This is a genomic window from Oceaniradius stylonematis, from assembly GCF_965223445.1.
GTDB classification, from domain to species: domain Bacteria; phylum Pseudomonadota; class Alphaproteobacteria; order Rhizobiales; family Rhizobiaceae; genus Roseitalea; species Roseitalea stylonematis.
In genome coordinates this window covers 2715814-2736006 of the sequence record NZ_OZ244994.1, presented here as the reverse complement: position 1 = coordinate 2736006, position 20193 = coordinate 2715814, and the positions used below count along the sequence as shown (strand labels likewise).

29 protein-coding genes are annotated in these 20193 nt (G+C 63.6%); 16 read left to right on the top strand and 13 right to left on the bottom strand.

Going from position 1 to position 20193, the window contains the following annotated elements; all coding sequences use genetic code 11:
* Positions 1-29: 29 nt before the first annotated feature.
* The 4 genes from ACOQOU_RS13515 to ACOQOU_RS13500 are packed head-to-tail and all read right to left on the bottom strand — an operon-like array spanning position 30 to position 3769.
* Positions 30-449, bottom strand: coding sequence for a PCC domain-containing protein (locus tag ACOQOU_RS13515; RefSeq protein WP_306025269.1), 420 nt, complete (start codon positions 447-449; stop codon positions 30-32).
* Positions 449-997 carry a hypothetical protein gene (locus ACOQOU_RS13510; RefSeq protein ID WP_306025268.1) on the bottom strand — a complete coding sequence of 183 codons (549 nt, stop codon included), beginning with the start codon at positions 995-997 and terminating at the stop codon, positions 449-451. Before ACOQOU_RS13510 ends, ACOQOU_RS13515 begins: the two co-directional genes overlap by 1 nt.
* Positions 994-2589, bottom strand: a complete 1596-nt coding sequence (locus ACOQOU_RS13505) for an acyl-CoA synthetase (RefSeq protein WP_306025267.1) — start codon at positions 2587-2589, stop codon at positions 994-996. Before ACOQOU_RS13505 ends, ACOQOU_RS13510 begins: the two co-directional genes overlap by 4 nt.
* Positions 2590-2599: 10 nt before the next feature.
* Positions 2600-3769: an acetyl-CoA acetyltransferase gene (locus ACOQOU_RS13500; RefSeq protein ID WP_306025266.1), complete on the bottom strand. Its 1170-nt coding sequence runs from the start codon at positions 3767-3769 to the stop codon at positions 2600-2602.
* 124 nt (positions 3770-3893) lie between these two features.
* Here ACOQOU_RS13500 and ACOQOU_RS13495 point away from each other — a divergent pair, with 124 nt between their 5' ends.
* The 7 genes from ACOQOU_RS13495 (at position 3894) to ACOQOU_RS13465 (ending at position 8034) form a co-directional block, all read left to right on the top strand.
* On the top strand, positions 3894-4355 hold the full coding sequence (locus ACOQOU_RS13495) for an Lrp/AsnC family transcriptional regulator (protein WP_109766539.1): 462 nt from the start codon (positions 3894-3896) through the stop codon (positions 4353-4355).
* A gap of 171 nt (positions 4356-4526) precedes the next feature.
* Positions 4527-5588: a YihY/virulence factor BrkB family protein gene (locus ACOQOU_RS13490; protein ID WP_306025265.1), complete on the top strand. Its 1062-nt coding sequence runs from the start codon at positions 4527-4529 to the stop codon at positions 5586-5588.
* Positions 5572-5793 carry a hypothetical protein gene (locus ACOQOU_RS13485; protein ID WP_306025264.1) on the top strand — a complete coding sequence of 74 codons (222 nt, stop codon included), beginning with the start codon at positions 5572-5574 and terminating at the stop codon, positions 5791-5793. The genes ACOQOU_RS13490 and ACOQOU_RS13485 overlap by 17 nt, the downstream gene beginning before the upstream one ends.
* Before the next feature lie 39 nt (positions 5794-5832).
* Complete coding sequence (locus tag ACOQOU_RS13480) at positions 5833-6498, top strand: FAD-binding oxidoreductase (protein WP_109766536.1); 666 nt, start codon at positions 5833-5835, stop codon at positions 6496-6498.
* A gap of 237 nt (positions 6499-6735) precedes the next feature.
* On the top strand, positions 6736-6924 hold the full coding sequence (locus ACOQOU_RS13475) for a hypothetical protein (RefSeq protein ID WP_109766535.1): 189 nt from the start codon (positions 6736-6738) through the stop codon (positions 6922-6924).
* Positions 6925-6997: 73 nt separating this feature from the next.
* A complete protein-coding gene (locus tag ACOQOU_RS13470; protein ID WP_306025263.1) occupies positions 6998-7477 on the top strand; it encodes a DUF992 domain-containing protein in 480 nt (159 codons plus the stop codon).
* 74 nt (positions 7478-7551) lie between these two features.
* On the top strand, positions 7552-8034 hold the full coding sequence (locus tag ACOQOU_RS13465) for a DUF2383 domain-containing protein (protein ID WP_306025262.1): 483 nt from the start codon (positions 7552-7554) through the stop codon (positions 8032-8034).
* A gap of 318 nt (positions 8035-8352) precedes the next feature.
* Here the strand turns inward: ACOQOU_RS13465 and ACOQOU_RS13460 are convergent, their stop codons facing one another.
* From ACOQOU_RS13460 to ACOQOU_RS13440, 5 genes are read right to left on the bottom strand one after another with little or no spacing between them, the layout of a single operon-like run.
* On the bottom strand, positions 8353-9264 hold the full coding sequence (locus ACOQOU_RS13460) for a mechanosensitive ion channel family protein (protein WP_306025261.1): 912 nt from the start codon (positions 9262-9264) through the stop codon (positions 8353-8355).
* 23 nt (positions 9265-9287) lie between these two features.
* Positions 9288-9713, bottom strand: coding sequence for a hypothetical protein (locus ACOQOU_RS13455; RefSeq protein WP_109766531.1), 426 nt, complete (start codon positions 9711-9713; stop codon positions 9288-9290).
* A 1-nt stretch (position 9714) separates the two neighbouring features.
* Positions 9715-10065 (bottom strand): DUF883 family protein, encoded by a 351-nt coding sequence (locus tag ACOQOU_RS13450; RefSeq protein ID WP_109766530.1) that lies wholly within the window; start codon positions 10063-10065, stop codon positions 9715-9717.
* Complete coding sequence (locus ACOQOU_RS13445; RefSeq protein ID WP_306025260.1) at positions 10062-11219, bottom strand: AI-2E family transporter; 1158 nt, start codon at positions 11217-11219, stop codon at positions 10062-10064. Before ACOQOU_RS13445 ends, ACOQOU_RS13450 begins: the two co-directional genes overlap by 4 nt.
* A gap of 45 nt (positions 11220-11264) precedes the next feature.
* Positions 11265-12212 (bottom strand): PRC-barrel domain-containing protein, encoded by a 948-nt coding sequence (locus ACOQOU_RS13440; RefSeq protein WP_109766528.1) that lies wholly within the window; start codon positions 12210-12212, stop codon positions 11265-11267.
* Positions 12213-12402: 190 nt separating this feature from the next.
* Here ACOQOU_RS13440 and ACOQOU_RS13435 point away from each other — a divergent pair, with 190 nt between their 5' ends.
* On the top strand, positions 12403-12726 hold the full coding sequence (locus tag ACOQOU_RS13435) for a hypothetical protein (RefSeq protein WP_109766527.1): 324 nt from the start codon (positions 12403-12405) through the stop codon (positions 12724-12726).
* Positions 12727-12734: 8 nt separating this feature from the next.
* Here ACOQOU_RS13435 and ACOQOU_RS13430 read toward each other — a convergent pair whose 3' ends face one another.
* Positions 12735-13832: a sensor histidine kinase gene (locus ACOQOU_RS13430; RefSeq protein WP_306025259.1), complete on the bottom strand. Its 1098-nt coding sequence runs from the start codon at positions 13830-13832 to the stop codon at positions 12735-12737.
* Between the two features lie 83 nt (positions 13833-13915).
* Here ACOQOU_RS13430 and ACOQOU_RS13425 point away from each other — a divergent pair, with 83 nt between their 5' ends.
* The 5 genes from ACOQOU_RS13425 (at position 13916) to ACOQOU_RS13405 (ending at position 16851) form a co-directional block, all read left to right on the top strand.
* Positions 13916-15550: a phospholipase D family protein gene (locus tag ACOQOU_RS13425; protein ID WP_306025258.1), complete on the top strand. Its 1635-nt coding sequence runs from the start codon at positions 13916-13918 to the stop codon at positions 15548-15550.
* Between the two features lie 70 nt (positions 15551-15620).
* Positions 15621-15782: a hypothetical protein gene (locus ACOQOU_RS13420; protein ID WP_158585229.1), complete on the top strand. Its 162-nt coding sequence runs from the start codon at positions 15621-15623 to the stop codon at positions 15780-15782.
* A 57-nt stretch (positions 15783-15839) separates the two neighbouring features.
* The gene (locus ACOQOU_RS13415) at positions 15840-16346 is read left to right on the top strand and encodes a Dps family protein (RefSeq protein ID WP_306025257.1); all 507 of its coding nucleotides are present in this window, start codon (positions 15840-15842) and stop codon (positions 16344-16346) included.
* A 5-nt stretch (positions 16347-16351) separates the two neighbouring features.
* The gene (locus tag ACOQOU_RS13410) at positions 16352-16549 is read left to right on the top strand and encodes a PLD nuclease N-terminal domain-containing protein (protein WP_109766523.1); all 198 of its coding nucleotides are present in this window, start codon (positions 16352-16354) and stop codon (positions 16547-16549) included.
* A 14-nt stretch (positions 16550-16563) separates the two neighbouring features.
* A complete protein-coding gene (locus tag ACOQOU_RS13405) occupies positions 16564-16851 on the top strand; it encodes a hypothetical protein (RefSeq protein ID WP_109766522.1) in 288 nt (95 codons plus the stop codon).
* Positions 16852-17004: 153 nt separating this feature from the next.
* Here the strand turns inward: ACOQOU_RS13405 and ACOQOU_RS13400 are convergent, their stop codons facing one another.
* Positions 17005-17772 carry a Crp/Fnr family transcriptional regulator gene (locus ACOQOU_RS13400; RefSeq protein WP_109766674.1) on the bottom strand — a complete coding sequence of 256 codons (768 nt, stop codon included), beginning with the start codon at positions 17770-17772 and terminating at the stop codon, positions 17005-17007.
* A gap of 103 nt (positions 17773-17875) precedes the next feature.
* Between ACOQOU_RS13400 and ACOQOU_RS13395 the strand changes: the two genes are divergently transcribed.
* Complete coding sequence (locus ACOQOU_RS13395; protein WP_306025256.1) at positions 17876-18280, top strand: hypothetical protein; 405 nt, start codon at positions 17876-17878, stop codon at positions 18278-18280.
* On the opposite strand, the gene ACOQOU_RS13390 is transcribed toward ACOQOU_RS13395, so the two are convergent.
* Entirely contained in the window at positions 18277-18822 is a 546-nt protein-coding gene (locus ACOQOU_RS13390) for a sigma-70 family RNA polymerase sigma factor (protein ID WP_109766520.1), read from the bottom strand. The two genes, ACOQOU_RS13395 and ACOQOU_RS13390, sit on opposite strands and share 4 nt — an antisense overlap.
* A complete protein-coding gene (locus ACOQOU_RS13385; RefSeq protein WP_420578732.1) occupies positions 18819-18995 on the bottom strand; it encodes a NepR family anti-sigma factor in 177 nt (58 codons plus the stop codon). The genes ACOQOU_RS13390 and ACOQOU_RS13385 overlap by 4 nt, the downstream gene beginning before the upstream one ends.
* 143 nt (positions 18996-19138) lie before the next feature.
* Here ACOQOU_RS13385 and ACOQOU_RS13380 point away from each other — a divergent pair, with 143 nt between their 5' ends.
* Both ACOQOU_RS13380 and ACOQOU_RS13375 read left to right on the top strand, forming a co-directional pair.
* A complete protein-coding gene (locus ACOQOU_RS13380) occupies positions 19139-19933 on the top strand; it encodes a response regulator (RefSeq protein ID WP_306025255.1) in 795 nt (264 codons plus the stop codon).
* Between the two features lie 71 nt (positions 19934-20004).
* The gene (locus ACOQOU_RS13375; protein ID WP_109766517.1) at positions 20005-20169 is read left to right on the top strand and encodes a DUF1328 domain-containing protein; all 165 of its coding nucleotides are present in this window, start codon (positions 20005-20007) and stop codon (positions 20167-20169) included.
* The last annotated feature ends 24 nt before the right edge of the window (positions 20170-20193 follow it).

Here is a 20193-nt window from a genome sequence, read left to right as displayed (position 1 = left end):
CTTCCTCCCTTGTTGAAAAGCTGTCGGTGCTATGCCGGAGCACCCGGACTTCGGCCGCCATCGGCGGCGAGCCACTCCTCGATGGCCAGTTCGAACGTCACGCATACGAGGTTCTTGCCGCGCACGAAGCGCCCGCCGCCGATGCGGCCGTCAGGTCCTGCGATCATGCCGTTCAGGACGGCCACCGGTTTTCCGCCGGAGGCCGCCCGGACTTCACCCGCAAGGCCCACCACTTCGACGGCAGGGCCGTAGACCACGGTCTCCGATCCGTCACCGCAATCCACGCAGGCGTCCGTGAGGCTGCCCAGGCTGCCGCGCACGAAGCCATTGAGGACTCCGGCCTCGTCGCAGACCGCCTCGACGGCCTCGACCAAATCCTCGTTTGGCCTGACGCGGCCATAGACCACGCGCCCCACCGAACCCGCCTCGGCGCGTACAAACCCGCCCATCAAGCCGCCTCCCCGATGGTGACGGGCGCAAACACGGCATGGTTGGTTTCGGCGTCGGGCGCCTGCCGCACGTCGATCCGCTCGAAGATGGTCGCGCGCAGCCGCAGCCCCTCGGCGCCAACGATGCAGCGAACCGGGTCGAGATGCCCGCCCCCAAGCGCACCGGTCGCCGGCAGTGAAAACCATGCATGGCTGTGAACCATGCGGGTGCCATCGACAGACCATCCGATGGTTGCCGAGCCGCCAAGCACCATCGTGTCGGTGAAGCTCATCCAGCCCGAATAGGTCGCAACCGTATGCCCGGTCGCATCGGACGCGGCGAGACAGTGCACGCACTGTGAAAACGCGCCCGACAGGAGCGTGAACACGGCGGCTGGCGCGTCGCCGGCGGCATCGACCAGACCGGTCAGAAGATCGATGCCCGCCGGAAGCGCGACAATGGCAGCCCGCGCCGACGGTTCGCTGGCGGTCACGAGCCGCAATGCTGCGGCAGGACCGGGGTGGCGCATGGAACGCGGCTCAAAGCGCGTGGCGACATCGGCGATCATCGCGCCTCCTCCGCCAGATCGTCCTCGGCCTGCAGTCGCTCCAGAAGCGCCTGCCTGACGAGGTTCTTCGTCACCTTTCCGTAGCCCGATCGCGGCAGCTGTTCGAAGCGCTCGAACCGCTTGGGGATCTTGTAGGATGCGATCTTTCCGGTCAGGTGGGATTTCAGGTCGGGCAGCGGGGCATCCGGGCTGCGCAGCACGATCGCCGCCACGCCGATCTCGCCCCATTTGTCGTCCGGAATCCCGACGACGCTGACCTCGCAGACATCGGGATGGGCGGCCAGCTTCTCTTCGATTTCCAGCGGATGGATGTTCGAGCCGCCCGAGATGAACATGTCGGACTGGCGCCCGGTGATGTACAGGAAGCCTTCGTCATCGAGATGGCCGACATCGCCGGTGCGGAACCACCCGTTCCGGAAGGCGGCGGCATTGGCGGTGTCATTGTTGTAGTACCCGCTGAACACGGCCGGCCCGATGACGCATATCTCGCCGGTTTCGAACGGGCCCAGACGGCGCCCTTCGGCATCCTGGATCTCGATCCGCATGCATGTCCGCGTGTAGCCGCAGGTCCCGATCCGCGCCTCCGGACCGTCCTCGACCGCATGCAGGTGCGGCGGCAGGACCGTGATGTTGCCGGTCACCTCGCCCAATCCGAAATACTGGACCAGACAGGGGCCGAGCTTGCGCAGGGCCTGTTTCTGATGCGCTCGCAGCATCGGCGCGCCGGCATAGATGACGTGTCGCAGGCTGGTGTGGTCGAACCGGTCGGCCGCTTCGTGCTCGGCCAATGCGGACAGGATGCTCGGCACGGTGAAGATGTTGGTTATCCGGTACTTCTCGATCAGTGCGAACACGGCAGCCGGATCGAGGCTGCCGGGATCGGACAGGACGGTGCCGACACAGCGCGCCACCTGAACCAGCTGGTGGATTCCGGCGCCATGCGAAAGCGGCGCGACAACGAGCGAACGGTCCGCCTCGGTCATGCCGGGCATCAGATCGGCAAGGTGGTTGTTGATCACGAATGCCATCTGGCCGTGGGTCAGCACGCCCGCTTTGGGGCTTCCCGTCGTGCCCGAGGTCAGGAAGAACCAGCAGGGATCGTCACGCTCGACAGGCGCCGCATGGAACCGGTTGCCGTGACCCGCGCGCACCAGATCGCCATAACGGTATTCGCCCGGCCGCGGTTTGCCGATACAGATGGCCAGCCTGGCACCGGCCGCAAGCGCCGCATCGGCATGGCCGGCAAAAGCCTCATCGTAGATGACGGCCGACGCGTCGGTTGTCTTGGCGATATGGGCCACGTCATCGGGCACGACGCGATGGTTCGTGGGCACCCAGACGGCGCCGATCTTGAAGATGGCGAACATCGTCTCGAACATTTCGTTCGAGTTGCGCGCGTGAACGACCACCTTGTCGCCACGGCCGATACCCAGCTTGCACAGCGAGTTCGCCGCCCCATCGACGCGGGCGTCCATTTCCGCCCACGTCCAGACGCGATCACCGCTGACGATCGCCTGGCCCGTGGGATAACGGCGGGCCGCTTCGGTGAGCAGGTCACCCAGATTCATCACTCGGTTCGAGACGCGCTGCATGACCGGAGCTCTAGCGAAGACGCTCGAGGATGGAGACGTAATTGGCGACCGCAGCACCGCCCATGTTGAAGACGCCGGCCAGTTGGGGCGCATCGAGCTGCATCTCGCCGGCATCGCCGCATAGCTGCATCGCTGCCATGACATGCTGCGACACGCCGGTTGCGCCGATCGGGTGACCCTTGGACTTGAGGCCACCGGACGGGTTGACCGGCAAGCGCCCGTCGCGCGCCGAAATGCCCTCGTCGATGACGCGGGCTCCCTCGCCCGGCTCGGCCAGACCCATCGCCTCGTACTCGATCAGTTCGGCGATGGTGAAACAGTCATGGGTCTCGACGAACGAAAGATCCTCGTTCGTGACGCCAGCGGCGGTGCGGGCCGCCGACCATGCGCGTGCCGCGCCCTCGAACACGGTTGCCGACTTGAGGCTCAACGGGAGATAGTCGTTGACCTGTTCGGCCGCACGAAAATGAACGGCTTTGCTTGCCGTACGAAGTGCCGTCTCCGTGCCGGTCAGAACGAGCGCCGCCGCGCCGTCGGAAATCAGCGAGCAATCGCTGCGCCTGAGCGGGTCGGCAACGAGCGGGTTCTTGTCGGACACCTGCCGGCAGAATTCATAGTCCAATGCCTTGCGCATGTGCGCACAGGGGTTTTTTGCACCGTTCTGGTGGTTCTTGGCCGCGATCCGGGCCAGGCTGTCGCTCTTGTCGCCATATTTCTGGAAATAGGCGCGGGCGATCCCGGCAAAGACGCCGGCGAACCCGCCCTGAACGCCCGCTTCCTGCTTGTGATATGATGCGCCGAGCAGGATTTCGCCCACTTCGGAGGTCGGCGTTGCTGTCATCTTCTCGACGCCGACGACAAGAACATGCCGCGCCGTCCCGCTTTCCAGCGCGCGCAAACCCGCATGGATGGCCGCTGAGCCGGTGGCGCAGGCGTTTTCCACGCGAACAGCCGGCACATGGCGCAATTCCGGCACGGCAAGGGCAACCAGCGCACCCAGAAAATCCTGCCGCCCGAATCCGTTGTTGAAGGCACCGACAATGACGGTGTCTATGTCTGCCGGCTCCAGCCCGGCGTCGGCAATGGCCGGACCAGCGACCTCGGCGATCAGCGCCTCGGCATCGACGGCCTCGGACTTGCCGAACCGTGAATGTGCCCATCCGGTGATGCATGCTGACATGTTGCCCTCCCGCCTGTCAGCCGCATGTTATGGTCGGTATGGAGCAAATTCTTGCCTGATTATCTTGATATGCATACTAATTGAACATACTATGTGCTTGATTTTCCAATTATGAGCATGTGCGATGCCTCACATTGACGATACGGATCGCCGGATTCTGCGTGTGATGCAGGAGGACGGATCGTTGACCGTCTCGGAGATCGCGGAGCGGGTAGGACTGTCGCAATCACCCTGTTCCAGGCGCATCAGCCGGCTGACAGAGGAAGGCATTATCCGCGGCAAGGCCATCCAGCTCGACCGCAAGAAGCTCGGTTTCGACGTTATCGTTCTGGTCCGGATCAAGCTGACCGAGCATGGCCGCCAGGCGCTGAACGTGTTTCAGGAAGCCGCAATGCTGATCCCCGAGGTGCAGGTGATCCAGCTCATGCTTGGCGAGTTTGATTTCAATGTTCGCGTCGTGGTGCGCGACATGGACCATTTCCAGACGCTGCTGCGCGAGAAGCTGGTCATGCTTCCCGGCGTCCAGGAAATCCAGAGCACGGTCATTCTCGAGGAGATGAAGTACACGACCTCGCTGCCGCTTTGAGAGGCCCGGGCGTTGTTCGTGCTCTCATGACCAAGCGGTGGGACGCCCTCTTGCCCGGATGCTGCCGTCTGCACATGCGACGCCGCAACCGGCGCCATGGCCGAGCAGGGAACCATAACGCCGGCAATGCGTTTTCAGCGCGTGGCCGATACCAACCAGCAAAAGTTGAGCATGGCGCAACGATCGGCGGTTCCGGGCGACACTGGCCTCGGTGCCGCAGCATCGCTTGACCGGGACGCGCCAACATCGCCGCGCCGGCTCAGCGCGCGCGCATGGTGGTCGGCCCTGAAGGCAACGGCGACCCGGGCGGCCGATATGGATGTCAGCTTGCGGTGTGCCGGCGTGGCGTTTTTCGGCTTCTTGTCTGTCTTTCCCGCCCTGAGCGCGGCGGTCTCGCTGTTCGGCCTGATCGCCAACCCGCTGGCGATCGCCGACGCAAACCTGGCGATCGCCATCGCCTTGCCGGTCGAGATCACGACCGTCATCACCGAACAGGCGGCTGCCTTTGCCGCTCGCGAAACCAAGCTGGGCATCGGGCTGGCCGTCAGCCTGGCGATCGCACTGTGGACCGGTTCGCGCGGCATGAACGCGCTGATTTTCGCGATCACCAAGGCGCATCGGGAAACCGATACACGTGGCTTTGTTGCCGGTGCCGTCACCTCGTTCATCGCGACCGTCAGCGCCTTCGTCACGCTCGGCATCCTGCTCATCGCCGTGACCGTGCTGCCGACGCTTGCGCTCATCTGGCCATTCGCCGAATCCCGCGAAAGCGCCATTTTGTGGCTGCGCTGGCCGGTGGTCGCGGTCGTGCTGTGGGTGGCTGTGCTGCTGCTTTTCCGCAATGCGCCCCACCGGCGGTCGCCCGAAACGCGCTGGGTGGTGCCCGGCGCGATCCTGGCGACGGCGCTGTGGCTGCTCGGTTCGGCCGCCCTTTCCTTCTTCATCGAGAATTTCGGCCGCTACGACGCGACCTTCGGCTCCATCGCCGCGGCCGCCGTGTTCATGCTGTGGCTGTACGTCTCGGCCATCGTCCTGGTCTCGGGCGCGGCGCTCAACGCCGAACTGGAATGGCGCACGCGAAAGGACACCACTGTGGGGCCGGACCGGCCGATGGGTCAGCGCAACGCCTATGTGGCGGACACGCTGGCCGCCGATACGGCGGATCCAATGTGCGAGCGAACACATCCGACCAACAATCGACATGAGGAGACTGGCGATGGCCAAACCCGATAGCAAAACGACGAAACTCACCCGCAGCGATCTGGCGTCCGACGAGATGGGCAACAATCGGTTGCAGGCAAAGGATCAATCCGATGTCCGCAACCAGCGGAAGGCGGTACCCGACGTCAAGCAGGAGACGGACGGCGTCATCGAGAGTTTCCAAAAGCTGGACAAGGATGAACGTGCAGAGCGCGATCTGGGCAAGGGTAACGCCTGAGCGGAGCCGGATCGTTCGTACCAACACCGAGGAAACCGCATGATCCATCGCCTGAAGATCACTGCCATAACGCCATTGGCGCGCAACGTCTTCCAATACGATCTCGAAAAGCCGGAAGGGCTCGTCTTCGAGCCCGGTCAGGCCGTCGATGTCTCCATCGGCAAGGAAGGATGGGAAGACGAGAAGCGCCCGTTCACCTTCACATCTCTGCCCTGCGACGACCGGCTTCAGTTCATGATAAAGAGCTATCCCGATCATGGTGGCGTGACCGAGCAGCTTGCGCGTCTGATCGTCGGCGACATGCTGATCATCGACGAGCCGTTCGGCACCATCGCCCACAGGGGTGAAGGCACGTTCATTGCCGGCGGCGCCGGGGTGACACCGTTCATCGCGATCCTGCGTGATCTCCAACGGCAGGGCCGGCTGGCCGGCCATCGACTGCTGCTGGCCAACAGGACCGAGCGCGACATCTTCCCGCAGGCCGAACTCGACGCGATGGCCGGCCTCGACGTCACCCACATATTGAGCGAAGAGCAAGGAACGCAGCACGAAACCGGACGCATAGACCGCGCTTTCCTCGAGCGCTCGATCGACGACCTGTCGCAGAAATTCTATGTGTGCGGCCCGCCGCAAATGGTCGAGGATGTCAACGACGCGCTCAAACAACTGGGTGCCGAACCGGACGGGCTGGTCTTCGAGGAGTGACCAGAGGACGGAGGCTCCGTCCTTGCTTTTCATATGTCCGGCCCGGCCTGCCCCTCTCCGCAGCGGGCCCAATCCGCGCCGCGTTCCAACTTCCAAACACCCGAGCGGTTAGGGTGGGCCGTCCCGACCTGCCGGCCACGCATCCATAGGCATTTTTTGCGCGATAACATGAAACCGATGTGGTCACACGGGCGTTTGTTACGCGACGGCAACCACTTCGCGCGGAGGTATATCGCGATGGCGCAAAAAGAACATGACACGACAGTTATTCGCACCGGAGGCGGAGGGGCAGGATGGTTCATCGCCGCCGTTCTGGCCGTGATCCTGCTCCTTGGCGGGTATTTTCTTCTGACCGGCGGCGTCTTCGAGACGCAGCGCTCGGTCGACATCGACGTCCAACTGCCTGCCGCCGAGGGCCAGCAGTAACACCCCAGCCGGAGGCTCCTGCCTTCTGACCAAGCCGGATGCCATCCGGCAATCAATCGAGAGGAAAACTTCGATGACCTTCAAGAACGCCACACTTGCCGCACTCGTGGGGGCCGCGGCCATCGCCGCCACGCCTGCCGCCGCTCAGACTGCCGGCGTGCAACTGGGCCAACTGGTCTGCCAGGTCGATGACGGAACCGGCTTCATTTTCGGTTCGTCCAAGGACCTTTTGTGCACCTTCACGCCGGCCAATGACAGTTTCGCCGAGGAAACCTACACCGGTGTCATCAACAAGTACGGCATCGATGTCGGCGTGACGGGCGAAGCCGTCATCCTGTGGACGGTTGTGGCTGCCGAGGAGGACGTCTACGAGCCCCGCGCGTTGACCGGCACCTACACGGGCGCCACCGCATCGGCGGCCTTCGCCGCCGGCCTGGGCGCCAATGTGCTGGTCGGCGGCTCGGACACGTCCTTCGCGCTGCAGCCGGTCAGCGTTTCGGTCACCGAGGGCGTCAATGTGGCCGTCGGCATTGCCGAAGTCATCCTGAACTGATCGGCAGACCGGCCTGCACGGCGGGGCGCACGCCCCGCCGTAAGCGACCGTACGACAATTGAAAGACCACCAACATGATGATGCAGCCCCCGGACGATCCGAAAATCAAGCGAGACGAGCGGCTGTCCGAACTGGCGACCCTTCAGGTCCGCCACACCGACGCCGCCAACGGGTACGATGCCGGCCTGGAAAACGCCGATGCGACAATGGACCCGGTTCTGCGCCGGCTGTCGGACATGCATCGCGATTGTGCCGAGCAGACGGCACGCATCCTGGTCGCCCATGGCGGCGAACCCGATCCCGACGGGTCCTGGTTGTCATGGGTGCACCGGTCGGTGATGGTGGCCCGCGGCATGATCGACGGGCTGGGCGCGGACGTCATTCCGGGCCTGATCGACGGGGAAAAGCGGGTACTCGAACAGCTCGACCGGGTTCTGGAACGAACCCATTGGACCGACGTCGATCGCAATGCGCTGATCGGCCAGCGTGACCGGATCGAGGCCGAAATCGCCGAACTGAACGCCATGAAAGCCGACACCGGCGGTGCAACATCATAAGAAAGCCGACCAGCCGGCGCAGCCCTCTTTGAAGCTGGCCGCTGGCGCGCCGTCGCGCAACGACGCATCCGTGACACGCCGACCGGCTCCCCGAAGGCGAGCTCGGTCAATACATCGAAACGCTGACGGGATCCTGGCCGGTGCGTTGACTGCTGCTGCTTCCCTGGGATCCGGTCTGACGCCCCGATCGTGTGCCGGTCGCCCACCAAACAAGATTCTGATCTCTGCAGAATGAAAGGACCACGACAACGAAGCCATGCGACCCCCTGGGAGCCGCCTGGGTTCGACCGGCTGTGTTCTGGCACGTCTCCGGTGCGGTCACTCCGCCGCCTGCCCCTGCCGCTGCCGCGCGATGGGCAGCGGTTCCTGCGGATCGAACAGGAGCTGGCGCTGCGGGAACGGAATGTCGATTCCCGCATCGTCCAGCGCCTCCTTGACAGCCTTGATCACATCGAGCTTGGTTCGGTAGAAATCGTCATTGGTCGTCCACCAGCGGGCGCGAATGTTGACCGAGGAACCGGCAAGATCGGCAACGCCGGCGTCGGGCGCCGGATCGTCGAGTACCGTGTCGAACGAGCCGATGGCATCAAGGATGACCGCCATCGCCCGATCGAGATCGGTATCGTAGGCGACGCCGAACTCGTACTGCGCGCGGATGGTGGGCGTGCGCGTGACCACCGTCATCGCATTGGTGAACACTTCGCCGTTCGGAATGGCGATGTCGCGGCCGTCGAAGGTGCGGATCCATGTCGAGCGTGTCGAGATCGCCGTGACAATGCCCTCATGATCACCAAGCTGGACCCAGTCGCCCCGGCTGAAAGGCTCGCGCAGCAGGATCAGGATGCCCGCGAGGAAGTTCTGCAATATGTCGCGGAAAGCAAAACCGATCGCCACCGAGCCGACGCCCAGGACCGAAAGGAGTTCGGCGGCACCGACGCTTGGCGCAACAATGCCGACAGCGGCCAGGAAACCGGCGAAGACGACGCCCAGATGCGCCAGACGTCCCAGCGCGTTGCCAAGGCCATCATGGTTCTTGGTGCTGGCGACCCTCCGGACAATACGGCGAACGCCCATCGCGACGAGATAGAACAACGCGAACACGACGAGCGCGATCGCCAGTTTGGGGAGCATGGCGAAAAAACCGTCGACCAGCGTTGCCAACGTTCCCCATGCGTTTTCGACTTCGTCGGACAGGGCGCCGACGACCTCGGTATTGCCTTGGTCTTCCAATGATTTCTCCGGAATTCAGGGGTTTATTCGTCGCCTGCCTCGTCTTCGCCGACCAGCCGGCTGGCGAGGAGGAGCCCCGCGATCGCGGCGATCAGAGGCAGCGCGGTGGTGCCCGAACGGCGAATGGCGACGAGGCCGGTGGCGAGCGCCGCGCTCTTGACGGCGGCGGATCGCGAATTGCGGCGACGGGCGCGCGCTGCGAGGGCGGCATTGACGATAACGGCCAGCGCCGCGATCGCCAGGAAGATGGCGGACATGATGACCAGCGCGACCAGCAGATCGTAGCTGCGCGCGATCGCCACGGTTCCGGCGGCCGCGCCGAAGCCGACGGCGAAAAGGCCGGCGATGCCGCCCACCGCATAGAACGCCGCAGCCGAAATCCAGCGCTGCTTGCGGCGCTTGAAATCGGCTGCGGTCAATTGCGTGATCGTTGTCAGCGCGGTGATCATGTTACCTGCGCATCAGGATGGCGGCGAGAAAACCGATGCCCGCGGCGATGCCCAGCGCCTGGATCGGGTGCTGCCGCACGGCGGTACCGGCCTTCACCTCGATCTCGTTGAGTTGGCGCGTCAGGTCGTCGATGAGCTGATCGCTGGTCTTCTGCAAGGCCATCGCGGATTCGTCGCCCCGTTGCTTGGCTTCTCGGACACCGGCACCGGCCACCTTACTCAGGCGGTCCGTCACGGCGGCGACCTCCTCGCGCAAGGCTGCGATCTCGGCGCCAAGATTCTCGGACTTGGTCGTCGAGGCGCTGCTGCGCGCCTTGCTCCGGCCCGTGGATTTGGTAGCGGTTGCGGTCATAGGACCCTCCTTTCGCGGGCTAAACGCGCCGCCCGCGAACGGGTTCCATACAGATTTGCTGCAATGCGCCCATCACGGCGGGCCCGCGGCGTCAGCATGCGGTTGAGCGCCGACAGGGCCTCGACGCGCTCGGCGACGGCATTGAGGACGACGAGCATGGGAATGGAGACCAGAAGGCCGGCAAAACCCCAGAGCCAGCCCCAGAACAACAGCGACAGGATGATCGCCAGCGGCGCGATGTTGACGCGGCGTCCCACCATGTTGGGCGTGACGAAATTGGCCTCGATGAAATTGATCACCAGATAGGCCGCTGCCGGCATCAGCATCTGAAAGATCGTGCCGAATTGGACGATACTGACCGCCAGAAGCAAGGCCGCACCGATCGTCGGACCGACGAACGGCATATAGTTGAGCACGCCGACGACGAATCCCCAGAAGATCGGCATCGGCACATCGAGCGCCCAAAGGACGAGCCCGACCACCGTGCCAAGACCGATGTTGATCAATGTCGTTACGAAGAAATAGTGGCTGACATCGCTCTCGACGCCTTTCCACAACCGCGCGGCATCGAGTTTGGAGGCCATCGTGCTTGCAGGAATGGTCGCCAGCGTGAGGAACGGGTTTCGGATGGCGAAGATGAAGCCGAAAATCGTCAGCGTCACCGCGATGCTGCCCAGGCCGCCGGCGAAGTTCGATGCGATCTGCATCCACAGATTGCCCTCGCGCACCACCACCTGCTCGACCTCGGTTGCTTCGCCCTCAAGAGCGCCACCCACCTCCTTGCCGACATCGACGATCGCTTCGCCGACCTTCTGCGCCTCGGCAAGCGATGTCTGGAGGCTGAACACCTTGCCGCGCAACTCGCCGATCATCTGCGGATAATCCTGGATCAGAGTGCGGGCGGGCGCGGAGACAAACAGTGCGAACAGCACCAAAGCGCCACACAGGATGGCGATCATCACGATCGCGGCGGCAAAGCGCGGCAGGCCGGCCTTCTGCAGCGCCGCCAGCGGAAGGTGCAGAAGAATCGCCAGCAAGAGCGCCACGAAGATCGGAATGAAAACGGCCTTGGCCAAAGACAAGGCGGCGACGATGGCGATCAGAAGCGCAATCGTCGCAAGCGAGCGGAACAGGTAGCTGTCATATCCGATCATTGGCAGAACCGCGCCCCGTCAAACGGGGCGCGGCCTCTCTTCTGGTTACATCGCCGGGGCGACCAGGATCACCGCGTCGGGATCGTTCTCATAACCAGAGCGCGAAAATGCCTGATGGCTTTCAAGCTGCTCGGCCGTCAGGCTGGTCTTGATCACCGACCAGTCGAACGCACCTTCGGCGCGCGCGATCATGAGGTTTTCGAGCGACACGGCAACGGGCTTCTCGCCAAGGCCGAGGAATCCGCCCACATCGATGATCACGGCCTGAACCTGGCCGTCGCCGCCGATCAGCACATCGCCGACTTCGCCGACATCCTCGTCGTTGGCTCCATGAACGTCCATGCCGATCAGACGGTCAGCCTCGAACGAGGCCTCGACGATCGGCACATAGTCGCGATCGTCGCCGGCCATCGCGGTTTCGGTGTCGGGCATGGGGTCGCTTTCGGCGGCGGTTTCCGTTTCGGTCATGTTCTCGGCCTCGGCGTTGGCATCGGCCGCCGCCATGGTCTCTTCTTCGGCCCCGCGGTCATCGGTCATCATCGCCTGCTCGCGGTTGGTGAGAACCGAGCGGTCGAAGCCGGGAGCTTCATTGAGCTGCTCGTCGGTCAGATCGCCGACCAGCCAACGCTCGCCGTCCGGTCCGGCCCGCCAGCTCAATTGATCGATGGAGATCGCCACTTCCTTTTCGCCGATGCCCAAAAAGCCGCCGACGCCGGCAATCACGGCCATCACATCGCCGCTCGTCGAAAAGACGACATCGTTGACGTCGCCGATGCTTTCGGCGTCATCGCCGGTGCCGTTGTAGATGTAAGAGCCGATCAGATTGGTGGCGAGCATGTGGGCCGCGTCGGCATCGTAGAAGGTGGACGCGTCTGCCGCCATCTCGCGGTCGAAGACGCCGCGTGTCGCGTCGGTGCCCGCCTCCGCGGCAAAGGCCGCAGCGCTGCCCAGTGTGACCAGGGCGGTGGTAGTGGTCATAAGGCGTTTCAGCATGATAGTCTCCCTTGTGGGTTGCTAAACTCACCCGCCCGGCTGAAGCAATTTCGCGGTTGTGATGCCGGGCGGACTTCTCTTTAACGCCGAGCCTGGCATTTGCGTTCCGCGCCCTCTCATCAGATGTTTCGCAGGGTCACCGGGAACCGTTTGACGGCCCTTTCCGTTATCAACGCGAAGGAGAGCCGAAATGGAAAATGCTGTCTTTGCCCTGTTCATGATGGGATGCGGCCATCAGCTGGACGTGTGCCGCCCGGTCGATACACATGCCGAACTCTTTGAGGATCGGACGACTTGCGAAGCCGGGCTCGAGAGCGCTGCCCGCAATGTCGACACCCATCCGATGGCCGTCGGCAAATGCGTGGCTGTCGATCCCGCCAGCGCAACGGCGGACATGCGGTTCAAATGGTTCTTCGCCGCCAACGGCGAGCTGGTCGTCGACCCGCTTTACGGAACGTCGAACGGCACCGTCATCGCGGACCGCGCCGATCGCCTGCCCGAACGGCAGGGTTGATCCGGCACCTAGGAGTTGACGTCGAGCGGGAAGGCGAGCCTTACGCGATAGCCGTCTTCGGTCGGCCCGCGCTCGATCGACCCACGCTCGGCCCGTATCAGCCGGTCGATGAGCTTGGAGCCGAACCCGGTGCTCTGGGCCCGCATGGCGATCTGGTCCCCCACATGGGTCTCCGTCCATTCGATGGTCAGCAGTCCGGCCCTGTCATCGGGCATGCAGCGCAGCACGATCGTGCCGTCGTCGAAACGCAGGGCGCCATATTTGATGGCATTGGTTGCCAGCTCATAGATTGTCAGGGCCAGAGCCTGGCCCAGCGATGGCGTCACGCCGACATCGACGATGTCCGTGCGGATACGGCGGCTCCAGTCGGCCGTATCTGTGAACGGGCCCATTGCCCCCTCCACCGCGGACCGCAGATCCACCAAATGCGTATCGCCTGTCGTGCCGATCGCACGTTGCGCAGCCGCAAGCGCGTCGATCCTGCCCCTGAACCGCTCCACGAACGCATCGACCGCGTCCGTCTCCCGCGCCGTCGCCGCGGCGAGAGAGTTGACCATGGCCAGCGAATTCTTGATGCGGTGGCGCATTTCGCTGACCACTGCCTCCAGCCGTTCCTCGCTCTCCACCAGCGCGGTGATATCCATGTTCAGGCCGATGATGACCGACGCCTTTCCGTCCTTGTAGCGCCTGTGGACCTCGCCGATGCCGCGCAGCCACTTCACGGTCCCGTCCTGGTGCGTGACGCGGAACCGGCAGTCGAACACAACCCCGGTCTCGATCGTCTCGTTCAAAGCCTCGCTGACGCCGAGGCGGTCGTCGGGATGGATGGAGCCGATGAATTCAGTGGCGGTAAAGTTGCCGGTATCCGACAGGCCGAACAACCGGTAGGTCGCCTGGTCGGCGTCCACGAGGTCGGTGCGCACATCCCACGCCCAGGTGGCCAGGCCGGCATAGCGCAGCGCGAGCCGGTGCCTGTCCTCGATCGACAGGCGCTCGAAGGTCGGCGAGGGGGTCATGTCCAGCGATTGCGTTGCGAATGATCCGGCGTCAGGTGGCGAGCCGGCGATCGGGTTTCTGTCGTCAAGACCATCGGCGAGTTGCCCCATGGCACACCTTTCATGAAATCGTGATGCCGCACGACTGACGGAACCCTTCGCCCCATATAGTAGTTGCAGCGGGGTAAAAGGCAATGCGAGGCGCGCGTGTGACGGACGAACTGACCAGTGCGCAACCGCTGGTGACCGCAGAACAGGCCTTCCCGGCCATGGAGGAGCTGGTCCTTGAAGCGCGCGAACGGCTCGACCTGGCGCTGCACATCTTTTCGCCGCGCACCAAGACGCGGTCTTCCGCGGCGCATTCGCGGCACATCGGCGACTGGGGCGCACTGATCGCCGATGCGCTGCGGCGCGGCGTGCGGACGCGGTTGCTGCTCAACGATTTCGATCCGGTGGGCGCGCCGGAAATGCATGCGGCGGTCTGGGAGCGGCTGCGCCTGCTCGCCGACGCCGTCAAGCCGCTGCCGCACGGCGCCCGGACGCATCTGACCGTCCTCGTCGCCCACCCGGGTGGCCAGAGCGGGATGGCGCTCAGGACGCTGATATGGCCTGTGGCACGCGTCAAGCAGGCGCGCATCGTCTCCCAGTTTCGCCGCAAGGGGCGGAACCTGCCGCCGGGACTTGCCGGACGGGCCGACCGGATCCCCCGATGGCCGCCACGGCGCAACTTCACCGCGACACTGCACCAGAAATTCCTGGTCGCCGACAAAAGCCTTGCCATCGTGGGCGGGCTCGACATCGACGAGCGCCGCTATGACGACCCCGATCACAACCGGTCGGCACCGGAAACCTGGCACGATGTCAGCGTCGGCGTCGCCGGCGGCACGGCATCGGACCTGGCGGACCATTTTGACCGGTGCTGGAACATCGTGCGGGCCGAAGGGGCCAGCCATGCGCCGACATTCGTCGCCATGAACCCCGATTGCCCGCTGCGGTTCGCCGCCATCGAAAAACGAAGCGTGCCCCGAACCGGGGAGCCAAAGCCGGCAACGCCAGAGAAGGGCATGGCGGTGGCGGCAACATTGCCCCGGCCAGGCCGGAGCCCGTTCCGGTTCGGCCCGGTGGCCGACCTGTGCGAACTCGAACGGGCCCATCTGGACCTGATCGCCCGTGCCCGCCGCTATGTCTATCTGGAGAGCCAGTTCTTCCGCTCTTCGACCATCCGCGACGGCCTGATCGCGGCACTCGGGCGCAACCGCGCTCTGCATGCGATGCTGCTGCTGCCCGGCGCACCCGACGTGATCGCCTACGAGGGCGAGAAATCGGGCGTCCAACGTTACGGCGAATGGCTGCAGATGCGGTCGCTGAACCGGCTGACGGACCTTTTTGGCGATCGCTTCGCGGCCTATTGCATCACCAACGACCGGACGCGCGAGGAAGAGATCGAGCGCGACGCACTTTACGGCAAGTCGATGGTCTATGTGCATTCCAAGGTCGCCATCGCCGACGACGACACCGCGATCGTCTCCTCGGCCAATCTCAACGGCCGTTCAATGCGATGGGACACCGAAGCCGGGATCGTTGCCCGCGACGCGACCTTTGCCGCCAGTTTGCGCGAAGCGTTGTGGCGCGCCCATATCGGGGGCGATACGCCGACACCCGATCCTGTCGACGATCCCGCAGGCGCGTTCGGACACTGGCGCACCATCGCCGACGCGCGCCGGATAGCTGGTGCCGAAGCCAACGGCACCGGCATCGTACCCTTCCCGCTGGAAAAGACACGGCGCTTCGCCAAGCGCCACATCCTCATTCCGCAGGAAATGGTGTGAACGCGGCGGAACGATCCGCCGGATCATGCGTTGTCTCCTCGTCCGCTCACAGACGGACGAAGGAGTTGTGATGAAAACGATTGATTCTGGTCAAGCACGCCAGGGCGGCCGCGGCCGCCGCGTACTTGTCATCCTGCTCGCCGCCATGGTGCTGGCGGGCGCGAGCGCGTTGGCGCTCGACCTTTTCGACCGTGACCCGGTGAGCGCCGACATCGGCGAACCCGGCGTCTGATCGACGGCCGAATTTCGGCCTCAACCTGCAACAAACTCAAGAGAAGGAGCTGTTTTCATGGCACAAGCTGCCCTCAAACCCGAATTGAGCGATGAACCCGTTTCCACCGGCATCGACGAGGCCGCGCGCGAGAAGATCGCCCAGGCGCTGTCGGCCATCCTGACCGACACCTACTATCTGGTGATCAAGTCGCACATCTATCATTGGAACGTCGTCGGCCCCATGTTTCACGCGATCCACAACATGACCGAGGAGCAGTACACGAACCTGTTTCAGGCAGCCGACGATATCGCCGAACGCATCCGCGCCCTGGGGCACAAGGCGCCGATCGCCGATGCGGCCGGTCCGAACCAGGCGGTGGTTTCGATGGACGCATCGGCCAAGTCGGCACACGACATGGTCGCCGATCTCATCGACGATCACGAAGCGGCCATCCGCAAGATGCGCGAAGCGGCCGACATGGCCGAGGAAATGAGCGATTTTGTCACCCACGACCTTTTGGTCGGGCGGATGACCTACCATGAGCAGGTCGTCTGGATGTGGCGCTCGCTGATTACGGAGTAAGACAGATGGGTATCGAAGTCGGCGGCCTTTTGGGCCTCATCCTGCTGATCGCCATGGTATGGGCGATTTACAGCACCTTTCAATCGAGCGCGTCCACGGGGGCAAAGGCACTCTGGACCGTCCTCATTCTCGTTTTGCCGGTGATCGGCCTGATCCTGTGGTTCATCTTCGGACCCAAGGGCGGACGCCGCGCAGCGGTCTGAGCGGAGGTGACGTCATGTCAACCAATCAAGACCCATCCATCGTCGGTGGCGCCCTGGGCGTCGAGAAGGACCTGACGCCGGAACAGATCGTCGAACGCGGCGACTGGTCGGAGCAGCAGAAGCTGGACCGTCTTGAGAAAATGAAACTCGACGCTATCGAAAAGCAGCGCGCCGCCAACGAAGGCATGGCCGGCGACGAGCCGGCGAATCTGCGGGCCATCGAACTGGCCATCGACGCGGTGAAAAGCGACGCAGCAGGCGGTCCGGAAACGGACGCGATAGCCGGACGGCGACTCGGCTGACCGGCACGACAGGCGCCGAAAACGACGCGCCCGGCGGGGATACAATCCGCCGGGCGTTTTCCTGAGCTTTCATGTGACCTTTACCTGGCGCGGCGGTGACCGCTCTTTGCCGCGGCTGCCCCCCTCACGCCTGCGAGCGCTCTGCGGCGCCGCTCAGATGAACGGCCGCATACCGTCCGGAAGTCCGTCCCATCGCGCAATGTCCTTCAACCTGGCGATGTCGCTGATACGGAAGCCGGCTTCTTTCCAACGGATTGCCTGCCGATCCTGCAGTTTGCGCAGCGTCTTGTTTGTATGCACAAGTGACAAGCCGAGCGTATCGGCCACATGCTGTTGAGTCAGCGGCGAGATCTCCGGTGCGTCCTTGAACAGGCCCACCCGGCTCGCACGGTCGTGCAGGTAGGCCAGAAGATAGGCCGCTCTTTCCAGGGCGCTGCGCTGGCCGACGCTCAGCAGGTGCTCGTCGAGAATTTGCTCCTCGCGGGCAGCCAGCCAGGTGATGTCGAAGCCGAGAGCGGGATTGGACTTGTAGAGGTCGCCGAGCCGGTCGCGCTCGAACATGCACAGCACCATGTCCGAAAGGCATTCGAGCGAATGCTCCATCTCGCCGAGCAGCGTGCCCTGGAGGCCCACCAGATCGCCCGGCAACACATAGTTCAGGATCTGCCGCCGGCCGTCTTCGAGCGTCTTGTAGCGAAAGCCCCATCCCGAAATCACCGTGTAGAGGTGCGGGCTGTGGCTGCCTTCCACGAAGATCGTCGATCCGGCCTCCGCTGTCAGTTCGCCCCGCTTGAAACCGGAAACGAACGACACTTCCTGTTCGGTGAAATCGCGAAACCGGCCGCTCTCGCGGAGCGGACATGCCTCGCAGGCGATCTTTCGGGTGCGTGAGGGTGCCGATGTGTCGGGTGATGCGCTCATGGCTTTCGTCATTGCTCGCTGCGATATGTCAAAGTTTAAAGACGGGCGGATGCGGAGCGGGTAATGAGACCGCTCCCAGGAACGGTAAGGGGAATGATTCCCCATGTTGAACCCGATGGCCATGCCGCAATTGCTTGCCGACAAAACCGTTCTCATCATCGAGGACGAGATGCTGATCGCCATGGATGTCGAACAGATCGCCAATGATCTGGGCGCCCGTCATGTCCTCGTTCTGCGGGTTCGCGAGGCGCTGCGTCACATGCTGGAAAATGTCGTCTCTCCCGATGTTTGCTTTGTCGACTACCGGTCGGCCGATGGCGAGCGTCGCAGCGTCGCCGAATTCTTTGGCTCAACCGGCGGAAAACTGATCGTCATGACGACGGACGGCGACCCGGAAAAGGATCCGTTGGTGGCAAATGCCGACGCCGTTTTGCGCAAGCCGTTTGGCGCCGAAGAGGTCGGCCAGGCTTTTCGCGATGCGCTCGGCGCCAGATCGAACGACACTTAGGCCGTTTTCGCCATTACATGGGTCGCCACTGCATCCGGACCGTACTCCGACGCGTCATCGATGTCGAGAATGGCCGCCAGGCGGGCCCTGGCGCGCGAAACCCGGCTCTTGACGGTGCCCGTCGCGCAGCCGCAAACCTCGGCCGCCTCCTCGTAGCTCATGCCCGACGCGCCGATCAGGATGATCGCTTCGCGCTGGTCGTCGGGCAGCATCTGCAAAGCCCGCTGCATGTCGGCCAGATCGAGTTTTCCCATCTGGTCGGGATGAACCGCCATGGCTTCGGTCAGCGTGCCTTCCGCATCCGAAACCTCACGCCCCTTCTTGCGCATCTGCGAGTAGAACTCGTTTCGCAGGATGGTGAAGAGCCATGCCTTGATGTTCGTACCGGGCTGGAAACTTGCCTGCTTGTGCCAGGCCTTGACCAGCGTCTCCTGGACGAGATCGTCCGCCCGATCGCCGGCTCCGGTCAACGACAGGGCGAATGCGCGCAGATTGGGAATGGCGCCCAGCAGATCCGCCTTGAAGTCCGCATGAGCGGTCATTGGTCCTGGCCCTGCTGTCCTTCGGACTTTTCAAGTTCGTCCAACAGGGCCGCAAACCGGTCGGGGACCGGTTCCTTGACGACCTCGTCGAACGATTCCCGTAACTTTTTCCCGATCTGCCGCACAGCCATCTCGTTGAGCGGACGGGCCTTTCCGTCTTTCGATGTGTCCATTGCCAAGCCCATTGATTGCATCTTTCCTCAATCCATCTATCCCGGAACGCCGCGTTGGCAAAAAAGTTCCGAAAAAATGGAACCACTTTGTCTCGCGCGCGTTCAAATACCGTTCATCTCTCAAGAGCCGGCAGGGAGTTCACATGTCGCTAGCCGCACAGATTTCACCCCATGTCCCTCTTTTGCGCCGCTTCGCGCGGGCGCTCACCGGATCCCAGCGCGCCGGCGACACGTATGTCGCCGCCTTGCTGGAGGCACTGGTGGCCGACCGGGCCAATTTTCCCGATCTCGATGATGTAAAGCTCGCACTGTACAAATCGTTCCTCGATTTGTGGTCCTCGGTCGATATCAATCTGAAGGCGGACCCGGATGTACCGGCCGAACAGGCCCGCGGCGAGCGCAATCTGCAGGCTATCGCGCCCATGGCCCGCCAGGCTTTTCTGCTGACAGCGGTCGAGGGGTTTTCGCCCAAGCAAACCGCACAGATTCTCGGCATCGAGGCCGGAAAGGCGGACGAACTGCTGGAACAGGCCGCTCGAGACATTGCGGGACAAGTGGCGACCAGCGTCCTGATCATCGAGGACGAACCGCTCATCGCGATGGATGTGGAGGCGATGGTCGAGGATCTGGGACACCGGGTCACCGGTATCGCGCGCACCCATACCGAAGCGGTGGCGCTCTTCGGCAAGGAGCGCCCGGGTATCGTTCTTGCCGACATTCACCTGGCCGACGGCAGCTCGGGCCTCGATGCCGTCAACGAGATCCTGCAGTCGGTCGAGGTGCCGGTCATCTTCATCACCGCCTATCCGGAACGCCTGCTGACTGGCGAGCGCCCCGAGCCGGCCTATCTCGTCACCAAGCCGTTCCAGCCGGCCATGGTCTCGGCACTGATCAGCCAGGCACTTTTTTTCGACGAATCATCAAAAAAGGCGGCGTAAGCCGCGCCATGGGCGGAACCCGATGCGCGCTCAAGCCGTTAGACAGGTGATCACATCGAAGGAGGATCATCATGCTTGGTTGGGCACTCATGTTTCTTATCGTGGCACTGGTTGCCGGCGTCTTGGGGTTCGGCGGCGTCGCCGGCGCCTCGGCCGGCATCGCGCAGGTTCTTTTCTTCCTGTTTCTGGTGCTGTTCGTCGTCAGCCTGGCTTTCCGCTTCTTCCGGAAAGTCTGAGGCGCGACTGTCTGACAACTGATC

What these genes read in the sequence shown, in the direction of transcription:
- ACOQOU_RS13515 (WP_306025269.1), bottom strand. Translation starts at nt 449, where the DNA reads ATGGGCGGGTTTGTACGCGCCGAGGCGGGTTCGGTGGGGCGCGTGGTC.
- ACOQOU_RS13510 (WP_306025268.1), bottom strand. Translation starts at nt 997, where the DNA reads ATGATCGCCGATGTCGCCACGCGCTTTGAGCCGCGTTCCATGCGCCAC.
- ACOQOU_RS13505 (WP_306025267.1), bottom strand. Translation starts at nt 2,589, where the DNA reads ATGCAGCGCGTCTCGAACCGAGTGATGAATCTGGGTGACCTGCTCACC.
- ACOQOU_RS13500 (WP_306025266.1), bottom strand. Translation starts at nt 3,769, where the DNA reads ATGTCAGCATGCATCACCGGATGGGCACATTCACGGTTCGGCAAGTCC.
- ACOQOU_RS13495 (WP_109766539.1), top strand. Translation starts at nt 3,894, where the DNA reads ATGCCTCACATTGACGATACGGATCGCCGGATTCTGCGTGTGATGCAG.
- ACOQOU_RS13490 (WP_306025265.1), top strand. Translation starts at nt 4,527, where the DNA reads ATGGCGCAACGATCGGCGGTTCCGGGCGACACTGGCCTCGGTGCCGCA.
- ACOQOU_RS13485 (WP_306025264.1), top strand. Translation starts at nt 5,572, where the DNA reads ATGGCCAAACCCGATAGCAAAACGACGAAACTCACCCGCAGCGATCTG.
- ACOQOU_RS13480 (WP_109766536.1), top strand. Translation starts at nt 5,833, where the DNA reads ATGATCCATCGCCTGAAGATCACTGCCATAACGCCATTGGCGCGCAAC.
- ACOQOU_RS13475 (WP_109766535.1), top strand. Translation starts at nt 6,736, where the DNA reads ATGGCGCAAAAAGAACATGACACGACAGTTATTCGCACCGGAGGCGGA.
- ACOQOU_RS13470 (WP_306025263.1), top strand. Translation starts at nt 6,998, where the DNA reads ATGACCTTCAAGAACGCCACACTTGCCGCACTCGTGGGGGCCGCGGCC.
- ACOQOU_RS13465 (WP_306025262.1), top strand. Translation starts at nt 7,552, where the DNA reads ATGATGATGCAGCCCCCGGACGATCCGAAAATCAAGCGAGACGAGCGG.
- ACOQOU_RS13455 (WP_109766531.1), bottom strand. Translation starts at nt 9,713, where the DNA reads ATGATCACCGCGCTGACAACGATCACGCAATTGACCGCAGCCGATTTC.
- ACOQOU_RS13450 (WP_109766530.1), bottom strand. Translation starts at nt 10,065, where the DNA reads ATGACCGCAACCGCTACCAAATCCACGGGCCGGAGCAAGGCGCGCAGC.
- ACOQOU_RS13445 (WP_306025260.1), bottom strand. Translation starts at nt 11,219, where the DNA reads ATGATCGGATATGACAGCTACCTGTTCCGCTCGCTTGCGACGATTGCG.
- ACOQOU_RS13440 (WP_109766528.1), bottom strand. Translation starts at nt 12,212, where the DNA reads ATGCTGAAACGCCTTATGACCACTACCACCGCCCTGGTCACACTGGGC.
- ACOQOU_RS13435 (WP_109766527.1), top strand. Translation starts at nt 12,403, where the DNA reads ATGGAAAATGCTGTCTTTGCCCTGTTCATGATGGGATGCGGCCATCAG.
- ACOQOU_RS13430 (WP_306025259.1), bottom strand. Translation starts at nt 13,832, where the DNA reads ATGGGGCAACTCGCCGATGGTCTTGACGACAGAAACCCGATCGCCGGC.
- ACOQOU_RS13425 (WP_306025258.1), top strand. Translation starts at nt 13,916, where the DNA reads ATGCGAGGCGCGCGTGTGACGGACGAACTGACCAGTGCGCAACCGCTG.
- ACOQOU_RS13420 (WP_158585229.1), top strand. Translation starts at nt 15,621, where the DNA reads ATGAAAACGATTGATTCTGGTCAAGCACGCCAGGGCGGCCGCGGCCGC.
- ACOQOU_RS13415 (WP_306025257.1), top strand. Translation starts at nt 15,840, where the DNA reads ATGGCACAAGCTGCCCTCAAACCCGAATTGAGCGATGAACCCGTTTCC.
- ACOQOU_RS13410 (WP_109766523.1), top strand. Translation starts at nt 16,352, where the DNA reads ATGGGTATCGAAGTCGGCGGCCTTTTGGGCCTCATCCTGCTGATCGCC.
- ACOQOU_RS13405 (WP_109766522.1), top strand. Translation starts at nt 16,564, where the DNA reads ATGTCAACCAATCAAGACCCATCCATCGTCGGTGGCGCCCTGGGCGTC.
- ACOQOU_RS13400 (WP_109766674.1), bottom strand. Translation starts at nt 17,772, where the DNA reads ATGAGCGCATCACCCGACACATCGGCACCCTCACGCACCCGAAAGATC.
- ACOQOU_RS13395 (WP_306025256.1), top strand. Translation starts at nt 17,876, where the DNA reads ATGTTGAACCCGATGGCCATGCCGCAATTGCTTGCCGACAAAACCGTT.
- ACOQOU_RS13390 (WP_109766520.1), bottom strand. Translation starts at nt 18,822, where the DNA reads ATGACCGCTCATGCGGACTTCAAGGCGGATCTGCTGGGCGCCATTCCC.
- ACOQOU_RS13385 (WP_420578732.1), bottom strand. Translation starts at nt 18,995, where the DNA reads ATGGACACATCGAAAGACGGAAAGGCCCGTCCGCTCAACGAGATGGCT.
- ACOQOU_RS13380 (WP_306025255.1), top strand. Translation starts at nt 19,139, where the DNA reads ATGTCGCTAGCCGCACAGATTTCACCCCATGTCCCTCTTTTGCGCCGC.
- ACOQOU_RS13375 (WP_109766517.1), top strand. Translation starts at nt 20,005, where the DNA reads ATGCTTGGTTGGGCACTCATGTTTCTTATCGTGGCACTGGTTGCCGGC.